This is a genomic window from Amycolatopsis sp. NPDC021455, assembly GCF_040640995.1.
Classification (GTDB): Bacteria; Actinomycetota; Actinomycetes; order Mycobacteriales; family Pseudonocardiaceae; genus Amycolatopsis.
In genome coordinates this window covers 1-19,113 of the sequence record NZ_JBFACT010000063.1, presented here as the reverse complement: position 1 = coordinate 19,113, position 19,113 = coordinate 1, and the positions used below count along the sequence as shown (strand labels likewise).

Genomic DNA, 19,113 nt, shown 5'->3' with positions numbered 1-19,113 from the left:
TTGTGACTACGGACGGTAGTGCCGGGTCAAGGCGGGAAAGCGTGCCTTGACCCGGCACTGCCGGCCGTGTTTTGGCTTCGTATCGGGGTGGTGGGAGGGGTCTCCATGGCCGCTGCGATGTCCTGAACGACTCGTTCAGGACATCGGACGACCTGAACGAGTCGTTCAGGACATCGAGGATTGAACTGGCCGAAGCTCGTGGGCTGCTGGCAGTGTGCACATCAGCTGCTTGATCGCCGACGAGACGGGACCTGCGCATGATCCTCGAGACCGAGCGGGCCGCCGTGTGCGCGTACGCGCGCCGGATGGTCGGTGACGGCCTGGTCGTCGGCACCTCCGGGAACGTCTCCCTGCGGGCCGGTGAGCTCGTTGCCGTCACTCCGACGGGTGTCGCCTACTCGAGTCTCACGCCGGCCGATATCCCCGTCGTCGATCTCGGGGGTGCCGTCGTCGACGGGTCGCTCAAGCCGACCAGTGAGCTGCCCGTGCACCTGTCCGTCTACTGGGACGTGCGCGACCCCGACAGCGAGCCCGTCACCGCCGTCGTCCACACGCACGCGCCGCACGCCACCGCCGTGTCCACGCTTGTGCGTGAGGTGCCGCCCATCCACTACATCGTCGCCACGATCGGCCCTTCGGTGCGCGTCGCGCGCTACGCCACCTATGGCACGCCGGAGCTCGCCGCCGCTGTTCTCGAAGCGCTCGAAGGGCGTCGTGGCTGCCTCATGGCCAACCACGGCACCCTCACCTACGGTGACGGACTCGAGGCCGCCTACCACCGTGCGCTCCAGCTCGAGTGGGCCTGCCGCGTGTGGCTGCTCGCGCAGAGTGCCGGGCGGCCCAGCCTGCTGCCGCCGCCCGAGGTGGCCAACGTCGTCGAACGGCTGCGGGGTTACGGGCAGGGCTAAGAAGCGACGGCGTCCAGCAGTTCGACCACCGTCGGGTCGTCGACCGCCTCCTTGATGCACTGCCACAGCTGCAGGTTCGCCGTCGCCCAGCGCGAGTACGTCGCCGCCGCCTCCGGGTTGTAGAAGTAGTACCCCTCGTCGTGGACGTCGCACTGCTCGCCGACGATCTTGTCCGCCAGCTCGCGCAGGCTCAGCCCGTTCTCGCGCAGGTACCGGTGCGCCAGCACCACCGGCGTCACCGGCAGCGCCTTGAACAACGTGTCCGCGTCGCTCAGGGCCTGCGCTTCCAGCGAAATGTCGCGGCCGCGGGTGGCCATTTCCGCCTCGTCGACGATCTCGTCGATCCACCGCGCGACGTCCGCGGGCACGCCGCACTCCGCGAGGATCTCCAGGCGCAGGCTCCGGCCCGCGGCGGCCGGCGAGTTCCGGCGCACCAGGTAGTTGACGTCGTGCACCAGCGCGGCCACCTCCACCACGCTGCGGTCGGCGCCGTTGTGCGCGGCGAAACCGACCGCCTTCGCGCGGACGAAACCCACGTGGTGCCAGCCGTGGAACTGCAGTCGTTCGGCGTACTCGCGGCAAAGCCGGTGCACCCTTCTTTCGACGGCACCGACGACGGTGTCGACGATGGTTTGGTCGATCGTGCGTTCCTGCGTGCGCATACACCTCTCCCATCCCGGCCGTGGTGTTCAGACGGGTGGAGTAATGGTAAGCGCCGCTGACGCCGGTGTGTAGCTAGATGCGGTCGGCCAATTCCCCCAATCGGACCTCCACCGGAACGTGACGATGACCGATTCCGCTGGCTGGGTCGAAAGAAAGACTGAAACTGCTCACCGGGCGTGATTTCACGAGGAAAGTCATCGTTCCGGCGGCCGCCTCGGGAATCCGGTGGAATTCGTCGGCCAGCATGGTGGCGCAGGCCCCGGCCGCGCACAGCGTCCGGCGGCGCAGGCGCGCGGACGCGATCAGCCCGGTGCCGCCGTCGATCGTCGTCTCGTACCTCTCGTGCAGGTAGTCACCACGGAGGATGGTGGTGCAGAAGTGGTACCTGTGGTTGTGCACGGAATCCGCGTAGCCCTCCCGCCAGTCCTCCTGGGCCTTGTATTCGTGCAGCCAGAAGGAAAACGGGTCGGACGGCGCGTCGAGCAGGCACCAGGCGAAGTGCGTGGTCGTTTCCCGGGACGAGCGCAGCACCTTGGCCGCCTGCTTGGCGGACAGCGTGCGGAGCTGGGTGCGCAGCTCCTCCCGCAGTCCGGCCTGGCCGGCCCACGGCCGGAACCAGCCGTCGACCGCGCGCCAGTCCGCGGCGAGCGGGAACCCGGCCGTGCGCAGGCGCGTGGCCAGTTCGGTGAGGGGGGACAGGCGGGTGAGCAAGGTCAGCTCCCTAGCTCGGCGACGGCGGAGAACTCCGCGCGGAAGGCGTGGAACTTGCCCTCCAGCTCGCGGAACTGCTCCTCGGACAACGGAGATCCGGTGATCTTCTCGAACAGCGCCAGGAAATCCGTCCGTGTCGTCGCGGACGTGATGCGGAAGTGGCGGCCGGTCCGGGACTGCGAGACGCGCACGAATTCGGCGCGTTCCATGTTGTAGAGAAAGGAACCTTCGGTGAATCGCAGGGACCGCGGGTAAAGCTTCGTGGCGCCGCGGACGTCGCTGTAGAGCGACACCCACACGCTGTCGTCGAACATCTCGAGCCGGTCCAGCGGCGGGTCGGCGACCACGGTGATGTCGACCTGCGCGCAGCGGCTGCGCGCCAGGAAGAGGCCGACGAGCCCGATCCGGATCTCTTCGTCGAGCCGGGTCTGGATCTGTTCGTAGTCGACGTCGGCCGCCTCGCGGCGCAGCAGGTAGCGCGCGCGTCCGCTGATCGAGCTCGCGTCGCGCGGATCGGCGATGACGGCCCGCAGTTCCCGTTCGGTGCGGGAAAGCAGCAGGCGCGCGGCCGCGTGCCGGCCGGAGAAGCCGCGGAAGAAGTACTGCCGCGTCGCGTCGAGGTCGGCCATCAGCGCGCGGTTGAACGCGGGGTCGGGGTCGGTGGTCGCCTCGAAGACGTCGGTGGGGAAGAACTCCTTGTTCAGCGCCCGGTATTCGGCGCTGAGGTCTTCCAGCGCGCGCCTGCTCTCTTCGATGACCGGCGTCACCAGCGCCCGTTGCGAGGCGCTGGCGGTGATCAGCGTCTGGCCGAACCCGACGATGGCGGAGATCAGGGTGCCGGTGCCCAGGGACGTCACCAGGTTCTTGCCGGTGCCGGGCTCCATCAGGCCGGCGATCCACAAGCTCAGGCCGGCGACCACGACGAGCACCGTGAGGAGCAGACTCGTCCTGGTCCAGAAGATCTCCTGCAGCGGAGTACGGCGGAGGCGTCCGCCAGCCGCGGCCACGTGCTTCACCTCCCTTGAATCACTCGAACGGACGAGAGCAGAAAGTGTCTGTTCGAGCGCGGGGAGTTACTTTACGCGCCTCGCAGGGTGTGCGAAATAAGAAGTTCGGGGGACACTGCTGACGGACGGACGTCACTCTGGGCAATAATTCACCGAGTGGTCGAGTTTTCCGAAAATGGCGGAAAACCGGGTCGCAGCGCGGCCGGGAGCCCCTTTTCGTACCAGCCGGGCCCCGGTTCGACGGTCATCAGGAAATCCACGACGACGGGCGCGGGCACCGGGTGGATCTCCGGATGATCGCGCTCGCCGTTCGTCGCGTCGACCGGCCAGGCCAGTTTTTCCTCGTCGAGCGAAAACTCCCCGCCGGCGCCCGTGCGGTTGCCGCGGGCATCCAGTCGTGACCACCTGCCGTGCAGGTACACGGCATTCAGCCCGTGCAGCGCGGAGAGTTCCTGGTAGCAGAACCCGGCCGGAATCCCTTGCGCCCGAAGCAAAGCGGCGAGCAGGTGCGCTTTCGCGTGGCAGATCCCGACGCGCTCGCGGAGCACGTCCGAAGCGCGCCAGGTGACGCGCGGATCCTGGGCGTCGATCACGTGCTCGACCTCGTCGCGGACGAAGAGGAACGCGGCTTTCGCGCTTTCGGTGGGGTCGTCGTCCTTCGCGCACAGGGCGCCGGCCTGGGCGCGAATCGCCGGGTGCTGGTGATCGACGACGGCATCGGCGGCGAGGTAGTCGCTGAGCCGATCGGACGTCGGCGACGGGACGACGTTCATCCCGTCATCGTGACACGCTCGTCCGTTCGGGCGAGACCAATTTTCTTGGCTGTTACGCTATGTGCCTGCCGATTACGGAACGTAAAAGTCAGGCGGGAAGCCGGTCCACCGCAGTCCGGCGGGTAGGTGGCTGAGGTCGTTGTAGGTGAGGAGTGCCGCGGGCCGGCCCGGCGAGTACTGGATGACGGTGAGGCCGGCATGGGCGTGAGTGAGGGTGAGCCACCGCCACGGCGGCGCGTCCTGTGCGGCGCGGACGAGCCACCCGACGAGGAAGTGGTGCGTGACGAGCACTTCGTACCGAGGCTCGCTCGCGAGCACGGGCCCGGTGAACCGCCGTTCGGCCTCGGCGGCTCTTTCCTCGTCGGCGGGCGGGAGCTGGCGGGCGAAGGCGAGCAGGAGGTCGCCCGAGGTCTCGGGGAGTTCCTCCCGCATCGGTGTGTAGGGGACGAAGTCGCCCACGGCATTGTCGGCATGGAGGGGGACGCCGGGGAGCTGGGCGGCGATGAGTTCGGCGGTCTGGGTGGCGTGTGGGAGGGGGCCGTGGTGGATCGACGTGACGGGGACGTCGCGGAGGCGTCGTCCGAGGAGAACGGCCTGTCGTTGCCCGGCTTCGGTGAGGCCGCCGTTTCGTGCTGTCTCGCCGTGGCGGGTGAGGAACAGGTACCGCGTCGAGAGCACCTGGTCAGGCTTTCACGTGCCGATCTTGTGGCCGATCAGGCCCACGGTTCGGCATCGGGGTTCTCGCCCAGCAGCCGTGCTGCCCGGAGGCACAGGTCGCGCCCGGCGAGCTGGCCGGCGTCGTGCGGCAGGCCGAGATGACTGATGACGAGGGCGGCGATGTCTCGCCAGGTCCGGTCCTCATCGGCGTGCCAGCGGTGGATCAGCCGGGCGAGTTCGAGATCCCGATACACGGCCGGCCGCAGTCGGTGACGGACGTATCGGAGTGCCGCCCGGACGTACGTGGCAGTTAGGAACCGCCGCTCGGGTCTGCGCCTCCTGGGTACTCCTGGCCGTCGCGACGCCGACGGTGGCCCCCCTGCGCGCGCCAGTGGCCAGGGCCGAAAGGGGCGCTTGGCTTTGGCGAGCCTGAGGCCGTTGGTGCGCTCGTCCGGCGATACAGCTTAGTGACCGGTGTTGCAAGCCGACCACGCGCCCTTGCCGGACCGTCTCGATCCCATAGAGCTGAATTCGGCAGAATAAGTGCAGCCGTGGCTGTCATGGCTCGACTGATGCTCGAATTTCAGTAGTGGACGCCAACGTTCTACGGTACTATTCAGGGTTACGTATTACGAGGGTAATAGTTCGGACGCAACAATTTTTACAGGGGCTTATGACTGTGGCAAATCTGAAACACGTCAAGAAATTCGAGAATTTCCTGGATGCGGAATTCTCTACCAGGACATTTGGCGGTATCGAACCTGCCCGCGCGATTGTTGACATCGCAGGAGCAGTGTCTTTGGCCTTCGCAGATAGCTGGCGAAGCGAAACTTCTCTACCCTTGGCGCTTACATTGAGCAGGGGAATGGATGTTGCACTTCCTGTGCTGATTGGGACCAGGACGCCTGGCGAATCAGCGGTAGAGGCTAGCAACGCCAAAGCATTGCTCGATGATCTATTTTTTATGGCGCATTACTATATGTTACGAGAGTACCTGTACTATACATATAACTCAGCGCAGTCGCTTGAGTGGAGTTTCAAAGAAGAGCGAGTTGTCATCAGCTTCCAAGACCCCTCGATTCCGCGACAGTTTGCGCAACTCGACAACATGAGCATACTTGACGCTATCGATGTTTATTCCGTCACGCGTGAACGCGGTGCTCGTGTTCGCGAACTCCTTCGCGGCGCGGTTGAGTTTGGGGAAGATGACCATATTCAAGAGTGCTTTGAGATAATCTCGAGCGAAGCTGATCTCCGTCTTACAAAGAACTTTAGCGTTCTCGGTGACGTAAGCTCTGAAATACGGTTCCAGCGGTACTCTTACTCGGCGTTTTATGAGGTGTCGCGTTATTTGCTCACCAAGGCGCTGTACCATCGGTACTACGCTGAATCTAATTCAACCTGGGCTACCTTTCTGTTTCCGGCCTCCGCCTTGTTGGAAGAAGTGTGTTGCGCAACTGAATTGGAACATGAGGAGGTCGAGTCGGTTTTAAGGGACCTGACCTACTCGGAAGCCTCCGGTCAGCTTCAACCAATGTACTTTCCGCTCGTCAGGCACCCGAATTCGAGTGAATATATAATGATTCCTGATCGAGTTATTGGAACGGATTGGCTTGCACAGTTCCTTCGAGTGCACGCACTAAAGTCGCCCGAACATTTCTTGGCACACATTGGCAATAAGATTGGGTCGGGGCTTGTTCGACACCTTGAGCAGCAAATTGGAGGGTATGGGTACTTTACGCGATCGAATATTTTGCTCAGGGAATTGGATGCAACTGCGCCAGATATCGACCTCGTTATTGTTTCGCGAGAGCCAACTCTTGGCTACTATGTTTTTATTTGCGAAGTTAAGTCTCCCTTGCCTGCTGTTTGGGCAAAGGATTTCCTGCGAGTTCTCAGGGGGGACAGTTTGCCGAAGGCGTTCGATCAGCTCGAACGAGTTGTGAATGTGCTCAAGAGTCCGGAGGGAAGTGTATTTCTTTATGAGAAGGTGTTGTCAATGGACCCGGAGCCACTGGACGATGGCGTCATAGTGGTGAAGAAAATAATTCTCACTTCCCAAAATTCTGGCATGTTCTTCGATCGGGCTCGCGAGGACACTGAGATCATCGACTATCGGACATTTTTGCGAATCATCGAGCGGAGTGACGGGGATACTGTGTATGTACTGAGTGCTCTCAAAGAGTTGTCCAACATGTTTGCACCTAACATTGTTCAGATTTCAACCGAAATTGCTGGAACGAAGATCGAGTACGATGCCGTCAACCGAGCTCACCCGAAAGATTTTGCGCGTGCTATTTGGAAGAGTGAGGGTGTTGATCACACTGTTGCGAAGGAATTCTTTGACAGTGGAGAAACGAGGGAAAAGTGGGCGCGTAGTGTAATAGGAGAAGGTCGTGCTAACTGCGTCATTGTGCGGGATTCTGGTAAGTTGAATGACTAGACCGTGTGCACTTTTGTAAATTTCCAAAAAGTCAAGGACTGACATCATTTGTTGGCCAAGTGCGGGTTGGGCTTGAGTGGACGATGTCTGAGTTTACCCGACTGGAATGTAATCAATTTCGGCGGGAGAAGACCCGAGACGTGCCATTGTCTGGGAATGGCGCGTACTTGGAGGTGTTCCAGCCCGTGGCGGTGACGCCGCAGGATAAGGCGGCCGGCCTGTAGGACTCGACTCGAGCCGACGGCACGCACGCTCTCCGCACTACTTCGCCTCGGCGGTGGCGGGTCGATCAAAGGCCGTGTCGGAGTACTTCGGGCACACGGATCCGGGCTTCACCCTGCGGATGTATACGCACCTGGTGCCATCAGCCACGATGCGCTTGGTGAATGATCGACAACCGCCTGGGCTGGTCTCACGTCCTGGGACGGCCTAGACGGCCCATTAGTCCCAAAGACCCAGCTCAAGCGAGGTGTAGATCAGAACTGGTAGTACAAGAACGGGCTGAACGTGCCCGTCGCGATCAGGATCGCCGCGTACAACAACCCCACCGTCATCACGCCGATGCGCATGGCCGTTGCCGGGCGGCTTCGGGACGACTCCAGCAGCGGGCCTGTCACCGGGTGGGCCGGCAACACGAACACCGCCAGTGCCGCCAGCAGCAGGACCAAGCGCTGGTTCGTGAACGCCTGCTCCACGCCCGCGCCGAGGCCTTCGAAGTCCGGGATCAGCATGTGGCCCAGCATCGACAGCGCGTGGCCCAGGTCCGGGGACCTGAAGAACACCCAGCCGAACACCACCAGGAGCATCGTGAGGGCTCGGCGGAGATACCGCTTCCAGCGGACCGCCGGGTCCAGGTCGAAGCCGAAGCGGCGCTCGATCACCAGCAGTGCGCCGTGGTAGCAGCCCCACACCAGGAACGTCCACTGTGCTCCGTGCCAGAAGCCCGTCAGCACGAACACTATGCACAGGTTCCGGTACGTCTGGGCCGCGCCGTGGCGGTTGCCGCCCAGGGGGATGTACACGTAGTCGCGGAACCAGCGGCTCAAGCTCATGTGCCAGCGGCGCCAGAACTCCGTGATCGTCACCGAGGAATACGGCCTCGCGAAGTTCTCCGGCAGCCGGAAGCCCAGCATGCGGCCCAGGCCGATCGCCATGTCCGAATAGCCGGAAAAGTCGAAGAACAGCTGGAGCGTGTAGCCGATCGCGCCGAGCCAGGCCGTTGCGAAGGTCATCTGGTCCGGGGGGACCTTGAAGCACGCCTCCACCAGGGGGCCCAGCGAGTCCGCGATGATCGTCTTCTTGCACAGGCCCAGCGCGAACCTGGGGAAGCCCGCCGCGATGTCGTCCAAACGATGCGAACGCAGCTGCGGGAGCTGGTCGGCGATCTCTCGGTATCTGACGATCGGGCCCGCCACCAGCTGCGGGAACATCGCGATGTACGCCGCGAACGACACCGGGTTGCGCAGGGCCTGGCGCTCGCCTCGGTAGATGTCGACCACGTACGAAATGTGGTGGAACGTGTAGAACGAGATGCCGATCGGCACCACCAGGCTCGCCACCGGCACGCTGCCGCCGAACCAGTGCGCCACCGCCGCTATCTGCTGCGTCGCGAACCCCGCGTACTTCCAGATCAGCAGCACCGCGACGTCGAGCGAGACCACCGCGATCAGGATCCGGCGCCGCCGCACTCCGTGGACGTCCCAGGGGCTCGGCGCCAGCAGCGGGCCCGCCAGGAAGTTGACCACCATGCAGCCCAGCAGCAGGAAGACGAACGCCCCGGCGCCGATCGTGTAGAACAGCAGGCTGCCGACCGCGATGATGCCGTTTCGCCAGGTCCGCGGGCACACCAGCACGGCGATGAGCACCGCCGGCATGAAGTACCACAGGAAGAGCGGCGAAACGAACGACATCGGGTCCCCTCGGTTTATCCGACGGTGACCTTAACCCGACCGGGTGGTGGTGTCAGACCCGCCCGGCGGCACGGCGGCGCCGCGCCACCTCGGCGAGCAGCACACCCGCCGCCACGGACGCGTTCAGGGACTCCACGCCCGCCGCCATCGGGATCGACACCGTCGCGTCACACGTCTCGCGGACCAGGCGCGACAGGCCGCGGCCCTCCGAGCCCAGGACGATGACCAGCGGGTCCGCCGCCAGCTCCAGCTCGTCGATGTCCACCGAGCCGTCGGCGTCCAGGCCGACCAGCATCAGGCCCTCGTTCGCCCACGCCTTGAGCTGCCGCGTCAGGTTCGTCGCCACCGCGATCGGCAGCTTCGCCGCCGTGCCCGCGCTCGTCCGCCACGCCACCGCCGTCATGCCCGCGCTGCGCCGCTCCGGCAGCAGCACGCCCTGCGCGCCGAACGCCGCCGCCGAGCGGATCACCGCGCCGAGGTTGCGCGGGTCGGTGACGCCGTCGAGCGCGACGAACAGGGGCGTCTGCCCCGAGTTGCGGGCCACCGCCATCAGGTCGTCCGGGTGGGCGTACTCGAACGGCGGGACCTGCAGGCCCAGGCCCTGGTGCATGGCCCGGTTCGTCTTGCGGTCCAGCTCCTCGCGCGGGATCTCCAGGATCGAGATGCCCTTGTCGCCGGCCAGCCGGACGGCCTCGTTGACGCGCTCGTCGATGTCGATGTTCAGCGCGACGTACAGCGCCGTGCCCGGGACGTCCGCGCGCAGCGCCTCCACCACCGGGTTGCGCCCGGCGATCAGCTCCGGCTTGTCGGCCTTCCGCTGCCGGGCCTGGTCGCGCTTGGTCTGGGCGTTCGCCTGGCGGTAGGCCTTGTGCCCGGGGCGGTCCTCCGCCTTCGGGGTCGGGCCCTTGCCTTCGAGGGCCTTGCGGCGCTGACCGCCCGAGCCGACGACGGCACCCTTCTTGGTGCCCGCCTTGCGGATCGCGCCCTGGCGCCGCGAGTTGCCTGCCATCGTGAAAGTTCCTTGCGTAGAAAGCGGTTCAGTCGGACTTCACAGTCCACTGAGGACCGTTGGGGGTGTCCTCCACCACGATGCCCGCCTGCGAGAGGCGGTCACGGGCGGCGTCCGCGCGGGCGAAGTCCTTCTCGGCCCGGGCCTGCTGACGCTCGGCCAGCAGCCCCTCGACGAGCCGGGACAGCGCCTCCTTGGTGGGCGTTTCGGAACCGCCCGCCTCCGACCAGCGCGCGGACAGCGGGTCGAGGCCGAGCACGTCGGTCATCGCGCGGACGGCCGCGGCGAGTTCGAGTGCCTTGGGGGTGTCGCCCGCGTCGAGGGCGGCGTTACCGTCCCGGACCGTGGTGTGGACCACGGCGAACGCCTGCGGGGTGGCGAGGTCGTCGTCGAGCGCGTTCGCGAACGCCTCGGGGATCGTGCCCAGCGTCACCGCGCCCGACTGCGCGGCGCGGCGTAGGAACGTCTCGATCCGCCGATAGCCCTGAGCGGCCTCGGAGACCGCGGCGTCGGAGTACTCGACGGTCGACCGGTAGTGCGGCTGGACCAGGTAGTACCGCAGCTCCGGCGCCCGATAGCGCTCCAGCATCGCCGGGATCGACACGGTGTTCCCGAGCGACTTCGACATCTTCTCGCCCGACATGGTCACCCACGCGTTGTGCAGCCAGAACCGCGCGAACGGGTCGCCCGCCGCGTTGGACTGGGCGCGCTCGTTCTCGTGGTGCGGGAAGACCAGGTCGATGCCACCGCCGTGGATGTCGAACTCCGCGCCGAGGTACGCCGTCGCCATCGCCGAGCACTCCAGGTGCCAGCCCGGCCGGCCCTGTCCCCACGGCGTCGGCCACGACGGCTCGCCCGGTTTCGCGCTCTTCCACATGGTGAAGTCGCGCGGGTCGCGCTTGCCGCGCGTCGGCGTCTCGCCCTGCTGGACGTCCTCCAGGACCTGGCCGGAGAGCTTGCCGTAGTCGTCGAACGACTTCACCGAGAAGTAGACATCGCCGTCCGCGACGTAGCCGTGGCCGCTCTCGATGAGGCGTTCCATCAGCTCGACCATCTGGGTGACGTGCCCGGTCGCGCGCGGGTTGATCGACGGCGGCAGGCAGCCCAGTTGCTCGTACGCGGTCTCGAAGGCGCGCTCGTGCGTCGCACCCCACTCCCACCAGGGCCGCTCGTTCTCGGCGGCCTTGGTCAGGATCTTGTCGTCGATGTCCGTGACGTTGCGGACCAGCAGCACGTCCAGTCCACTGTGGACGAGCCAGCGGCGCAGGACGTCGTAGTTCAGGACGCCGCGGACGTGCCCGATGTGCGGTACGCCCTGCACGGTGGCCCCACACACGTAGATCGACGCCGTTCCGCTACGGACGGGGTGGAACTCCCGTACGCTCCGGGTCGCCGTGTCGAAAAGGTGAAGGGTCACCCTCAAAGGGTACGGGGTCGGACGTGAGGGATGTCGCAGACCCTCAAGCCACGCCGAACCCGCGTAACGCCGTGAGCAGGGCGTCCGGCCGGTCGGCCGTGGGCAGCGGGTCGACCAGCGCGAACTCGCAGCCGAGCGCGCGGGCGCCGCCGTCGGCCTCCTCGCTGTCGCCGACCATCAGCGTCTCGGCGGCCGGGACGCCGAGGGCCTCGACGGCCTTGCGGAAGATCTCCAGCTCGGGCTTGACCGCGCCGACCTCGAAGGACAGCACGAATTCGTCGACGTAGGCGTCCCAGCCGCGGGCGGTGAAGGCGGGCCGGATGTCGAAGGCGATGTTGCTCAGCACGCCGACCTTCAGCCCCCGCTCGGCGGTGGCCTTCAACGCGGCTTCGGTGTCCGGGTACGGCGTCCACTGGCTGGGATCGATGAGCCGGTCGTAGAGCGCCTTCGCTTGGTCGGCGCGCGGGACACCGGACTTCTTGAGCACCTCGAGGTAGACCTTCCGGTGCAGGTCCGGGTCGCGGTCGCGGTGGTGCCAGGCGTGCAGGTGCTCCGCGTCGAGCTCGACGACCTGCCCGACCGGGGCGGTCATCCGGCGCATCAGCTCGGCCTGCGCCTCGATGTCGAGCGGATCGCCGTTGTGGTTCGTCAGTTCGGTGAGCCAGGACTCGTCCTGCTCGAGCCGGAACAACGTGCCGGAGAAGTCGAACAACACGGCCCTGATCGTCATGGCGTTCAGCCTAGCGAGAGCGCGGGCGCTCGAGCGGCGCCCGCGATCCGCGTCACGTCACGCCGCGTAGCCCGTGATCTTCTCCGGGACCACGCGCACGACCACCCGGACGACCTCGGGCGGCTCGGTGCGGAAGTCCTTGCCGTCGTACTTGTGCGAGAGCTCGTTGATCAGCTCGCGGCCGCCCTCCTCGGTGATCTCGGCGCGGCCGCGGATCTCCACGTACTTGAGCGGGTCCTCGAGGTCGAACACCGACAGCGAGACGCGCGGGTCACGCTGCATGTTCCGCTCCTTGAGGCGCCCGCGGACGGTGGCGAAGAGCACGGTGTCGCCGTCCCGCTTGGCCCAGACGACGGAGGTCTGGACCGAGCCGTCGGCGTTGATGGTCGCGATGACCGGGAAGTTCTTGCCGTCGAAGAGCGCCTTCGTGGCTTCGTTGAAAGTCACACCCATGGTCTGGACCCTATTTCACGTTGCCGGCGATTTTCTCGGCTTTCAGGCGCACGACCACCCGCTGGACGTCGTCGCCGTCGGGCGGCGGGTCCTGGGCGAGGTACTTGTGGCTCAGGGTCTTCGGGAGGGTCTTGCCGGGGTCCGGGGTGATCGTGACCCGGCCGCGCAGCTGGGTGTGCCGGTAGGGGTTCTCGGCGTCGGTGATGGAGACGCTGATGCGCGGGTCGCGCCGCAGGTTGCGGACCTTCCGGCGGTCTTCGGTGGCGCTGAAGACGAGGTCACCGTCGTCGAGGCCGACCCAGACGACGGAGGTCTGCGGGCCGCCGTCGGGGTCGAGGGTGGCGACCGTGGCGAAGTTCTTCCCGTCGATCAGGGCGCGGACGGCGTCCGGCAGAGTGAGGGCCATATCACGGCGAACCGGCGCCGGCGTGGGCCTATTCCGCCGCGAGCAGCAACGCGGTCGCGAAGGCCGCGATGCCCTCGCCGCGGCCCGTCAGGCCCAGGCCGTCCGACGTCGTCCCGGAGACGCTCACCGGGCCGCCCACCGCCTCCGACAGCACCTTTTGCGCCTCCTCGCGCCGCTTGCCCACGCGCGGCGCGTTGCCGACGATCTGGACCGAAGCGTTGCCGACTCGCCAGCCCGCAGCCTCGATCAGGCTCCTGACCTCGGCGAGCATGTCCGCCCCGTGGGCGCCGTCCATGCGGGGGTCGCCCGTGCCGAACACCGCGCCGAGGTCGCCCAGCCCCGCCGCCGACAGCAGCGCGTCGCACAGCGCGTGCGCCGCGACGTCGCCGTCCGAGTGGCCCGCGCAGCCGTCCGCGTCGGGCCACAGCAGCCCCGCCATCCAGCATTCGCGGCCCGGCTCCACCGGGTGGACGTCGACTCCGTTGCCGATCCTCACAGCGTCTCCTCGTTCTTCGGTGCCGCCGCGATCGCCTCGGCCAGGGACAGCTCGAACTCCGTGGTGACGCGCATCGCGTCCGCATGGCCGGGGACCGTCGCCGCTCCCGCGAGGTCCAGCGCGTCGAGCGACTCCACCGAGCGGAACGCCGGGAGCGTGAAGCCGATCGGCGTCTGGATGGTGCGCAGCCGTGACCGGTCCTCCGTGCCGAGGAGCAGCGACTTCTCGTCGGTCACCTTCACCGTGTCGGCCATCGGCAGCACCGGGACGACGACCGACGCGCCGTCACGGATCGCGAACACCGCGTCACGCACCGTTTGCGCATGAACGAAAGCCCGCAGAGCGTCGTGTAGGAGTACAACGGAGTCAGGGGACAGCTCGGGCCCGACGGCGGCGAAGGCCTGCCGGAGCGAGCCGGGGATCACCCGGCAGCCGAGGCCGCGAAGGGCCTCGGAAAACGACGACGCACACCGCTGGGGGGCCGCCACGAGCACCGAGGAGATTTCCGGCACGTCGAGCAGCCCCCGCACGGTGTGCGTGAGTAGCGCCTCACCATGGACCGGCGTGAGAGCAAGCTCTCCGTCGGAGGCATGATGTGCGACGGTCACGATCGCGACGACATTCATCGGTACGCGATCGTAGAGGCACCCACCCGCCCGTCGAGTGGGATGGCCCGGGCTCAGACCGTCGCGGTTTCCAGAACTTCGTCGAGGAGGACCTCAGCCTTGTCCTCGTCGGTGCCCTCCGCGAGCGCGAGCTCGCTGACCAGAATTTGCCGCGCCTTGGCAAGCATGCGCTTCTCACCTGCCGAAAGCCCGCGGTCCTTCTCTCGCCGCCAGAGGTCGCGCACCACTTCGGCCACCTTGTTCACATCGCCGGAGGCGAGCTTCTCGAGGTTGGCCTTGTACCGACGAGACCAGTTGGTGGGCTCCTCGGTGTGCGGAGCACGCAGAACGTCGAAGACCTTGTCCAGTCCTTCTTGCCCGACGACATCGCGGACGCCGACGATTTCGGCGTTGTCTGCGGGCACGCGAACCGTGAGATCCCCTTGCGCGACCTTGAGGACGAGGTACTTCTTTTCCTCGCCCTTGATCACGCGGGTCTCGATGGCTTCGATGAGTGCGGCACCGTGGTGCGGGTAGACGACGGTCTCTCCGACCTTGAAAACCATGTGTCCTCTGCCCCTTTCGCTGACTCCATCCTAGCACGGTCCGCCAGTGCCCACCTAGCGGGCCGGACTCGTCCTCGCAGGTCAGCGGCCTGAGCGGGGGTTGACAAACGTCGGACCCCCGTGCTCACGCTGGTAGCGGGGAAGCGTTTCGTCACAGGCCCCGAAATCCTTTGTGGACGGTTGATCTTGGGCGCCGTGCCGCGGCAACGCACACCGGTTCCGCCCGGGTGATCGCCCCCGGCTAGTCTTCGCGGTGACGAGGCCGTGAAAAGGGAAGGACTGCGACGTGAGGCTGCAGAATCGCCGGGTGCTCGGCGCGGCCGCGCTGGCCCTCGGTGCCGCGCTCGTGCTCGCCGGATGCGGGGCCGGTCAGATCACCCAGACCGCGACGCAGCAGGCCGCGGTGAACGGTACGCACGCCCAGGTCAAGGACATCGCGCTGCGTGACGCCGCGGTGCAGTACCCGACTTCCGGCCCGGGCTACCCGGCCGGCGCGACCCCGGCGCTGACCCTGACGATCGTGAACCTCGGCACCCGCGACGACTCGCTCGTCTCGGTGACGACCGAGGGCGGCGGCCAGGCGACCATCGCCGGCGCCAAGGACGTCGTCGCGGCCCACTCCCTCGTGATCGGCCCGGACGACGCCGTCGAGTCCACCAACGAGGTGCAGACCACACCCCCGGCCACGCCGACCTCGTCGTCGGGCACGCCGACGTCGCCGTCCACCCCGACCGGCACCAGCTCGGCGACCAACACCCCGGGCAGCTCCACCGCGAGCCAGACGTCCGAGGTCCCGTCGACCGGCGCCGCGACGCCGACCGCGCCCGAGAAGGTCGGCCAGGGCACGGTGACGCTCGCCGCGCTGAAGCAGCCGCTGTGGCCGGGTCAGGTCATCAAGGTCACGTTCGTCTTCAAGAACGCCGGGGCGGTCACCGTCGAGCTGCCCGTGGCGGCGCCGGCGCACGTCAAGGAGTAGGTCCCCGGTTTTGTCGGTGGTCGCCGATAGCCTCGCGGGGTGAAGAAGGGGACCACCTACCGCTGCGGAAGCTGCGGTTACGAAGCGGCCAAGTGGCTGGGCCGGTGTCCGGAGTGCCAGGAGTGGGGCTCGTTCGAGGAGCGCGGGGCGCCGGTCAAGCCGGCCATCCAGCGCGTCGCGGCCGGGGCGCCGAGCGCTCCGGCGCGGCCGATCGGCGAGGTCGACGTCGAGGCCGCGCGGGCGCGCCGCACCGGCGTCTCCGAGCTCGACCGGGTGCTGGGCGGCGGCCTGGTGCCGGGCGCGGTGGTGCTGCTCGCGGGTGAGCCCGGTGTCGGCAAGTCGACCTTGCTGCTCGAGGTGGCCTACCAGTGGGCGAAGACCGTCGACCGGTCGCTGTACGTCACGGGTGAGGAGTCCGCGGGTCAGGTCCGGTTGCGCGCTGAGCGAACAGGGAACGTCCACGACCGGATGTACCTGGCCGCCGAGAGCGACCTCTCGGCCATCCTCGGGCACGTCGACGACGTCAAGCCGGGCGTGCTGATCGTCGACTCGGTGCAGACGATGGCGTCCCCGCAGGTCGACGGCTCACCAGGCGGCGTGACGCAGGTCCGCGCGGTGACCTCCGGGCTGGTCGCGCTGGCGAAGGAGCGCGGGCTGCCGGTCGTGCTCGTGGGGCACGTCACGAAGGACGGTTCGGTCGCCGGCCCGCGCGTGCTTGAGCACCTGGTGGACGTCGTGCTGCAGTTCGAGGGCGACAAGCACTCGACGCTGCGGATGGTCCGCGGCATCAAGAACCGCTTCGGCGCCGCCGACGAGATCGGCTGCTTCGAGCTGCAGGAAGAAGGCATCGTCGGGGTACCGGACCCGTCCGGGCTGTTCATCAGCCGCACGGAGGAGGCGGTGTCCGGCACGGCGATCACGGTGTCGCTGGAAGGCAAGCGGCCGTTGCTCGGCGAGGTCCAGGCGCTGGTGTCGGCGACGTCGGCGCCCCAGCCGCGGCGGGCGGTCAGCGGCCTCGACTCCGCGCGGGTGGCGATGGTCCTGGCGGTGCTGGAGAAGCGCGGCGGGCTGAAGCTCGGCGACAAGGACGTCTACGCGGCCACGGTCGGCGGCATGAAGATCACCGAACCGGGCATCGACCTGGCCCTGGTGCTGGCGCTGACGTCGAGCTTCGAGGACGTCGCCCTGTCGCCGCGGCTGGTGTCGGTGGGCGAGGTCGGGCTGGCCGGGGAGATCCGGCGGGTGCCGAGCGTGGGACGGCGCCTCGCCGAGGCGGCGCGGCTGGGGTTCACACACGCGCTGGTGCCGCCGGATTCGGGCAAGCCGCCGGCGGGGATCCGGGTGCTGGAGGTGTCGAACGTCGCCGACGCGCTGAACGCGGCCAGCCACGCCCGATGACCGGAGGACGCACCCCCAGGAGCGCCCTCCGGCCGGCAGGTCATCGGTCGGTCTGGGTCCACGAGTACTTGTAGATCGTCTCGAGTTCGTTCTGCGGTGATCCGGTGGGTTCCGGAGCCGCCTGGGTGGTCATCGTGCTGGAGCCGGTCGTGCTCGACGGGCTCGTGGTGGTCGTCGCCTTCGGCTTGATCGACGATTTCTGGGGCAGTGTGTAACCGATGAGCTGGGCCGACTCCGGGTCGGCGATGAGCGTCTCGCCGGTGCCGTCCGCCGTGAACCCGATGCCGATCCGGCCGTCCGGGCCCGCTTTGCCCGGGGTGGTCACGATGCCGGGCACCTGGGCCAGCGCGCGCCAGAGCGCGACCCGGACATTGCCGCGGAGCACGCCGAGTTCCAGCACCTGCCGCACCATCTGGATCGCCGTGCCCGGGCTGTTCGGCTTGCCCGGGTACAGCTCGCTCGACATCGAGCCCTGGTCGTTGACGAGCCGCTCGCGCAGCACCTTGACGTCGGCGGGCAGGGCGGCGAGGAACGGTGCGGTCGGGGTCTCCCACGAGCCCTGGAAGTTCTGGCCTTTGTAGTGGTCCTCGACCGCGGGGAACATCCCGCCGGGGCCGGTCTCGTCGGTCGTCTTCGACGGCACCGGCTCCTGGTGCGGCGCGGGGACCTGCAGGCCGGCCGGGCTGTTCGTGAACCAGGAATGCCGGCGCCACTTCGCGGCCGTGTCGACCGCCACCCACGTGTCGGTCTGCGTGCCCAGGTAGCGGGTCGGCTTCCCGTCGGGTGTCCGGTCGCTGACGCCCCAGAAGGAGATGACCGTGTGGAAGAAACCGGCCGAGCCGACCGGCAGGTCGACGCCCTTCAGCTGGTCGAGCCCCGGGGCCTGAGCCGTGGCGGCCGGGCTGACCGGGGTGGAGCTGTGGTCGGTGACGACGATCAGGCCGGCGGTCAGCGCGGCGACGGCGGCCGCCACCGAGATCCAGCGCCACGAGCCACGGGACTTCCGCGGTGCCGGCGGTGCCTGCTGAAAGGGTGCTTGGTCGAGCGGCGTGCCGGCCGCCGCCACCAGCGACGCCCGCGCGAAGGCGAGGCCGTCGGCGGGACCCGGGTCGGCGTGGAGGTCCGCGAGGGCCGCGTCCAGCTCGGCGTCGGACCAGATCGGGTGGACGTTCTTCTCGGTCACGGGGTCTGCGCCTCCTTCGTGTTCTGAGCCGGAGCATTGGTCCGCAGCCAGCGCCGGATCCGGTGCAGCCGGGACCGGACGGTCCCCGGCGGGATGCCGAGGACCTGCGCGACCTCGGCGGGGTCGAGCCCGGCCCACGACACCAGCAGCAGCGTGTCGCGGTCGGCCGGGCTGAGCTGCGCCAGCGCCCCGGCCAGCTGCGCCGCCCGCGTCTGCGCGTCGACCTGCTCGGCGACGCGGCCGTCGTGTGCCGCGTGGCTCAGCTCGCCGGCGTGCGCGAGCCGCGCGGTGGCCTGCAGGCCCCGCAGCTCGGAACGCACCTGGTGACGCACCAGGTTGGTCGCGATGCCGTAGAGCCACGAGCGGGCCGTGCCGAGCTCGGGCCGGTAGCTCTCCCGGCGGCGCAGGGCCACGAGGAACGTCTCGGCGACGAGGTCGTTCGCGGTTTCGGGCCCGACGCGCCGTGCGAGGTACCGGCGCAGCTGCGGGGCGTGGACGTCGAAGAGCCGGGCGAACGCCGGCCCGGGATCGAGGCCGCCGAGGTCGGGACGGTCGTCGCCCCAGACCTCGGCGCCTTCTTGGATCACCTGCATGCCCCCTGTTGCCCGCAGCCCCCGCGAGCGTTCACGCGAACCTGGCCGGGCCGGCGCGACCGCGCGGTCCCGGCCCCCAGCGCCCCAATGTGGCGTTGGGGGGGGGGGGGGGCCCCCCCCCCCCCGCCGCGGGGGGGGGGGGGGCGGGGGGCGGGCCCGGTATACAGGAGCGGCAAGGGAGGGCCCGAGGCGCGCGCGGGGGCGAGGAG

21 protein-coding genes are annotated in these 19,113 nt (G+C 67.8%); 4 read left to right on the top strand and 17 right to left on the bottom strand.

What is annotated here, in order from left to right:
• Positions 1-257 precede the first annotated feature (257 nt).
• Entirely contained in the window at positions 258-908 is a 651-nt protein-coding gene (locus AB0G28_RS39655) for a class II aldolase/adducin family protein (RefSeq protein WP_361101929.1), read from the top strand.
• On the opposite strand, the gene AB0G28_RS39650 is transcribed toward AB0G28_RS39655, so the two are convergent.
• The 6 genes from AB0G28_RS39650 to AB0G28_RS39625 all read right to left on the bottom strand — a co-directional run bounded on the left by AB0G28_RS39650 (position 905) and on the right by AB0G28_RS39625 (position 4,973).
• Positions 905-1,570, bottom strand: coding sequence for an HD domain-containing protein (locus AB0G28_RS39650; RefSeq protein ID WP_361101926.1), 666 nt, complete (start codon positions 1,568-1,570; stop codon positions 905-907). The genes AB0G28_RS39655 and AB0G28_RS39650 overlap by 4 nt on opposite strands.
• Positions 1,571-1,643: 73 nt before the next feature.
• The gene (locus AB0G28_RS39645; protein WP_361101923.1) at positions 1,644-2,282 is read right to left on the bottom strand and encodes a hypothetical protein; all 639 of its coding nucleotides are present in this window, start codon (positions 2,280-2,282) and stop codon (positions 1,644-1,646) included.
• 2 nt (positions 2,283-2,284) lie between these two features.
• A complete protein-coding gene (locus AB0G28_RS39640; RefSeq protein ID WP_167441361.1) occupies positions 2,285-3,298 on the bottom strand; it encodes a hypothetical protein in 1,014 nt (337 codons plus the stop codon).
• Between the two features lie 140 nt (positions 3,299-3,438).
• Positions 3,439-4,062, bottom strand: a complete 624-nt coding sequence (locus tag AB0G28_RS39635; RefSeq protein ID WP_361101920.1) for a transglutaminase family protein — start codon at positions 4,060-4,062, stop codon at positions 3,439-3,441.
• 72 nt (positions 4,063-4,134) lie between these two features.
• Complete coding sequence (locus AB0G28_RS39630) at positions 4,135-4,740, bottom strand: histidine phosphatase family protein (RefSeq protein ID WP_361101917.1); 606 nt, start codon at positions 4,738-4,740, stop codon at positions 4,135-4,137.
• A 35-nt stretch (positions 4,741-4,775) separates the two neighbouring features.
• Positions 4,776-4,973: a hypothetical protein gene (locus AB0G28_RS39625; protein ID WP_361101914.1), complete on the bottom strand. Its 198-nt coding sequence runs from the start codon at positions 4,971-4,973 to the stop codon at positions 4,776-4,778.
• Between the two features lie 335 nt (positions 4,974-5,308).
• Here AB0G28_RS39625 and AB0G28_RS39620 point away from each other — a divergent pair, with 335 nt between their 5' ends.
• The gene (locus tag AB0G28_RS39620; RefSeq protein WP_361101911.1) at positions 5,309-7,162 is read left to right on the top strand and encodes a hypothetical protein; all 1,854 of its coding nucleotides are present in this window, start codon (positions 5,309-5,311) and stop codon (positions 7,160-7,162) included.
• A 476-nt stretch (positions 7,163-7,638) separates the two neighbouring features.
• On the opposite strand, the gene AB0G28_RS39615 is transcribed toward AB0G28_RS39620, so the two are convergent.
• The 9 genes from AB0G28_RS39615 to AB0G28_RS39575 are packed head-to-tail and all read right to left on the bottom strand — an operon-like array spanning position 7,639 to position 14,754.
• On the bottom strand, positions 7,639-9,072 hold the full coding sequence (locus tag AB0G28_RS39615; RefSeq protein WP_361101908.1) for an MBOAT family protein: 1,434 nt from the start codon (positions 9,070-9,072) through the stop codon (positions 7,639-7,641).
• Positions 9,073-9,124: 52 nt separating this feature from the next.
• Complete coding sequence (gene rlmB, locus AB0G28_RS39610) at positions 9,125-10,081, bottom strand: 23S rRNA (guanosine(2251)-2'-O)-methyltransferase RlmB (RefSeq protein WP_310968968.1); 957 nt, start codon at positions 10,079-10,081, stop codon at positions 9,125-9,127.
• 28 nt (positions 10,082-10,109) lie between these two features.
• Positions 10,110-11,498 (bottom strand): cysteine--tRNA ligase, encoded by a 1,389-nt coding sequence (gene cysS / locus AB0G28_RS39605; protein WP_361101904.1) that lies wholly within the window; start codon positions 11,496-11,498, stop codon positions 10,110-10,112.
• Between the two features lie 43 nt (positions 11,499-11,541).
• Positions 11,542-12,228 (bottom strand): HAD family hydrolase, encoded by a 687-nt coding sequence (locus AB0G28_RS39600; RefSeq protein WP_361101901.1) that lies wholly within the window; start codon positions 12,226-12,228, stop codon positions 11,542-11,544.
• A 57-nt stretch (positions 12,229-12,285) separates the two neighbouring features.
• Entirely contained in the window at positions 12,286-12,681 is a 396-nt protein-coding gene (locus tag AB0G28_RS39595; protein WP_361101898.1) for a PPOX class F420-dependent oxidoreductase, read from the bottom strand.
• Between the two features lie 10 nt (positions 12,682-12,691).
• Complete coding sequence (locus tag AB0G28_RS39590) at positions 12,692-13,087, bottom strand: PPOX class F420-dependent oxidoreductase (protein WP_361101895.1); 396 nt, start codon at positions 13,085-13,087, stop codon at positions 12,692-12,694.
• A gap of 28 nt (positions 13,088-13,115) precedes the next feature.
• Positions 13,116-13,583, bottom strand: a complete 468-nt coding sequence (ispF, locus tag AB0G28_RS39585) for a 2-C-methyl-D-erythritol 2,4-cyclodiphosphate synthase (RefSeq protein WP_361101892.1) — start codon at positions 13,581-13,583, stop codon at positions 13,116-13,118.
• Positions 13,580-14,209, bottom strand: a complete 630-nt coding sequence (locus AB0G28_RS39580) for a 2-C-methyl-D-erythritol 4-phosphate cytidylyltransferase (RefSeq protein ID WP_361101889.1) — start codon at positions 14,207-14,209, stop codon at positions 13,580-13,582. Before AB0G28_RS39580 ends, ispF begins: the two co-directional genes overlap by 4 nt.
• A 53-nt stretch (positions 14,210-14,262) precedes the next feature.
• Positions 14,263-14,754, bottom strand: coding sequence for a CarD family transcriptional regulator (locus AB0G28_RS39575; RefSeq protein WP_004559016.1), 492 nt, complete (start codon positions 14,752-14,754; stop codon positions 14,263-14,265).
• Between the two features lie 286 nt (positions 14,755-15,040).
• On the opposite strand from AB0G28_RS39575, the gene AB0G28_RS39570 reads away from it, so the two are divergent.
• On the top strand, positions 15,041-15,730 hold the full coding sequence (locus AB0G28_RS39570) for a hypothetical protein (protein WP_361101886.1): 690 nt from the start codon (positions 15,041-15,043) through the stop codon (positions 15,728-15,730).
• 39 nt (positions 15,731-15,769) lie between these two features.
• Entirely contained in the window at positions 15,770-17,128 is a 1,359-nt protein-coding gene (gene radA / locus AB0G28_RS39565; protein WP_361101883.1) for a DNA repair protein RadA, read from the top strand.
• A gap of 40 nt (positions 17,129-17,168) precedes the next feature.
• Here the strand turns inward: radA and AB0G28_RS39560 are convergent, their stop codons facing one another.
• Together AB0G28_RS39560 and AB0G28_RS39555 are read right to left on the bottom strand one after the other, a co-directional pair.
• The gene (locus tag AB0G28_RS39560; RefSeq protein ID WP_361101880.1) at positions 17,169-18,311 is read right to left on the bottom strand and encodes a CU044_5270 family protein; all 1,143 of its coding nucleotides are present in this window, start codon (positions 18,309-18,311) and stop codon (positions 17,169-17,171) included.
• Positions 18,308-18,904: a sigma-70 family RNA polymerase sigma factor gene (locus AB0G28_RS39555; protein ID WP_361101876.1), complete on the bottom strand. Its 597-nt coding sequence runs from the start codon at positions 18,902-18,904 to the stop codon at positions 18,308-18,310. Before AB0G28_RS39555 ends, AB0G28_RS39560 begins: the two co-directional genes overlap by 4 nt.
• Positions 18,905-19,113 lie beyond the last annotated feature (209 nt).

Excerpts from the sequence above, each read along its gene's own strand:
- AB0G28_RS39595 (WP_361101898.1), bottom strand. The coding sequence starts at position 12,681 with ATGGGTGTGACTTTCAACGAAGCCACGAAGGCGCTCTTCGACGGCAAG.
- AB0G28_RS39615 (WP_361101908.1), bottom strand. The coding sequence starts at position 9,072 with ATGTCGTTCGTTTCGCCGCTCTTCCTGTGGTACTTCATGCCGGCGGTG.
- AB0G28_RS39590 (WP_361101895.1), bottom strand. The coding sequence starts at position 13,087 with ATGGCCCTCACTCTGCCGGACGCCGTCCGCGCCCTGATCGACGGGAAG.
- AB0G28_RS39575 (WP_004559016.1), bottom strand. The coding sequence starts at position 14,754 with ATGGTTTTCAAGGTCGGAGAGACCGTCGTCTACCCGCACCACGGTGCC.
- AB0G28_RS39555 (WP_361101876.1), bottom strand. The coding sequence starts at position 18,904 with ATGCAGGTGATCCAAGAAGGCGCCGAGGTCTGGGGCGACGACCGTCCC.
- AB0G28_RS39650 (WP_361101926.1), bottom strand. The coding sequence starts at position 1,570 with ATGCGCACGCAGGAACGCACGATCGACCAAACCATCGTCGACACCGTC.
- rlmB (WP_310968968.1), bottom strand. The coding sequence starts at position 10,081 with ATGGCAGGCAACTCGCGGCGCCAGGGCGCGATCCGCAAGGCGGGCACC.
- AB0G28_RS39600 (WP_361101901.1), bottom strand. The coding sequence starts at position 12,228 with ATGACGATCAGGGCCGTGTTGTTCGACTTCTCCGGCACGTTGTTCCGG.
- AB0G28_RS39580 (WP_361101889.1), bottom strand. The coding sequence starts at position 14,209 with ATGAATGTCGTCGCGATCGTGACCGTCGCACATCATGCCTCCGACGGA.
- AB0G28_RS39635 (WP_361101920.1), bottom strand. The coding sequence starts at position 4,062 with ATGAACGTCGTCCCGTCGCCGACGTCCGATCGGCTCAGCGACTACCTC.
- AB0G28_RS39655 (WP_361101929.1), top strand. The coding sequence starts at position 258 with ATGATCCTCGAGACCGAGCGGGCCGCCGTGTGCGCGTACGCGCGCCGG.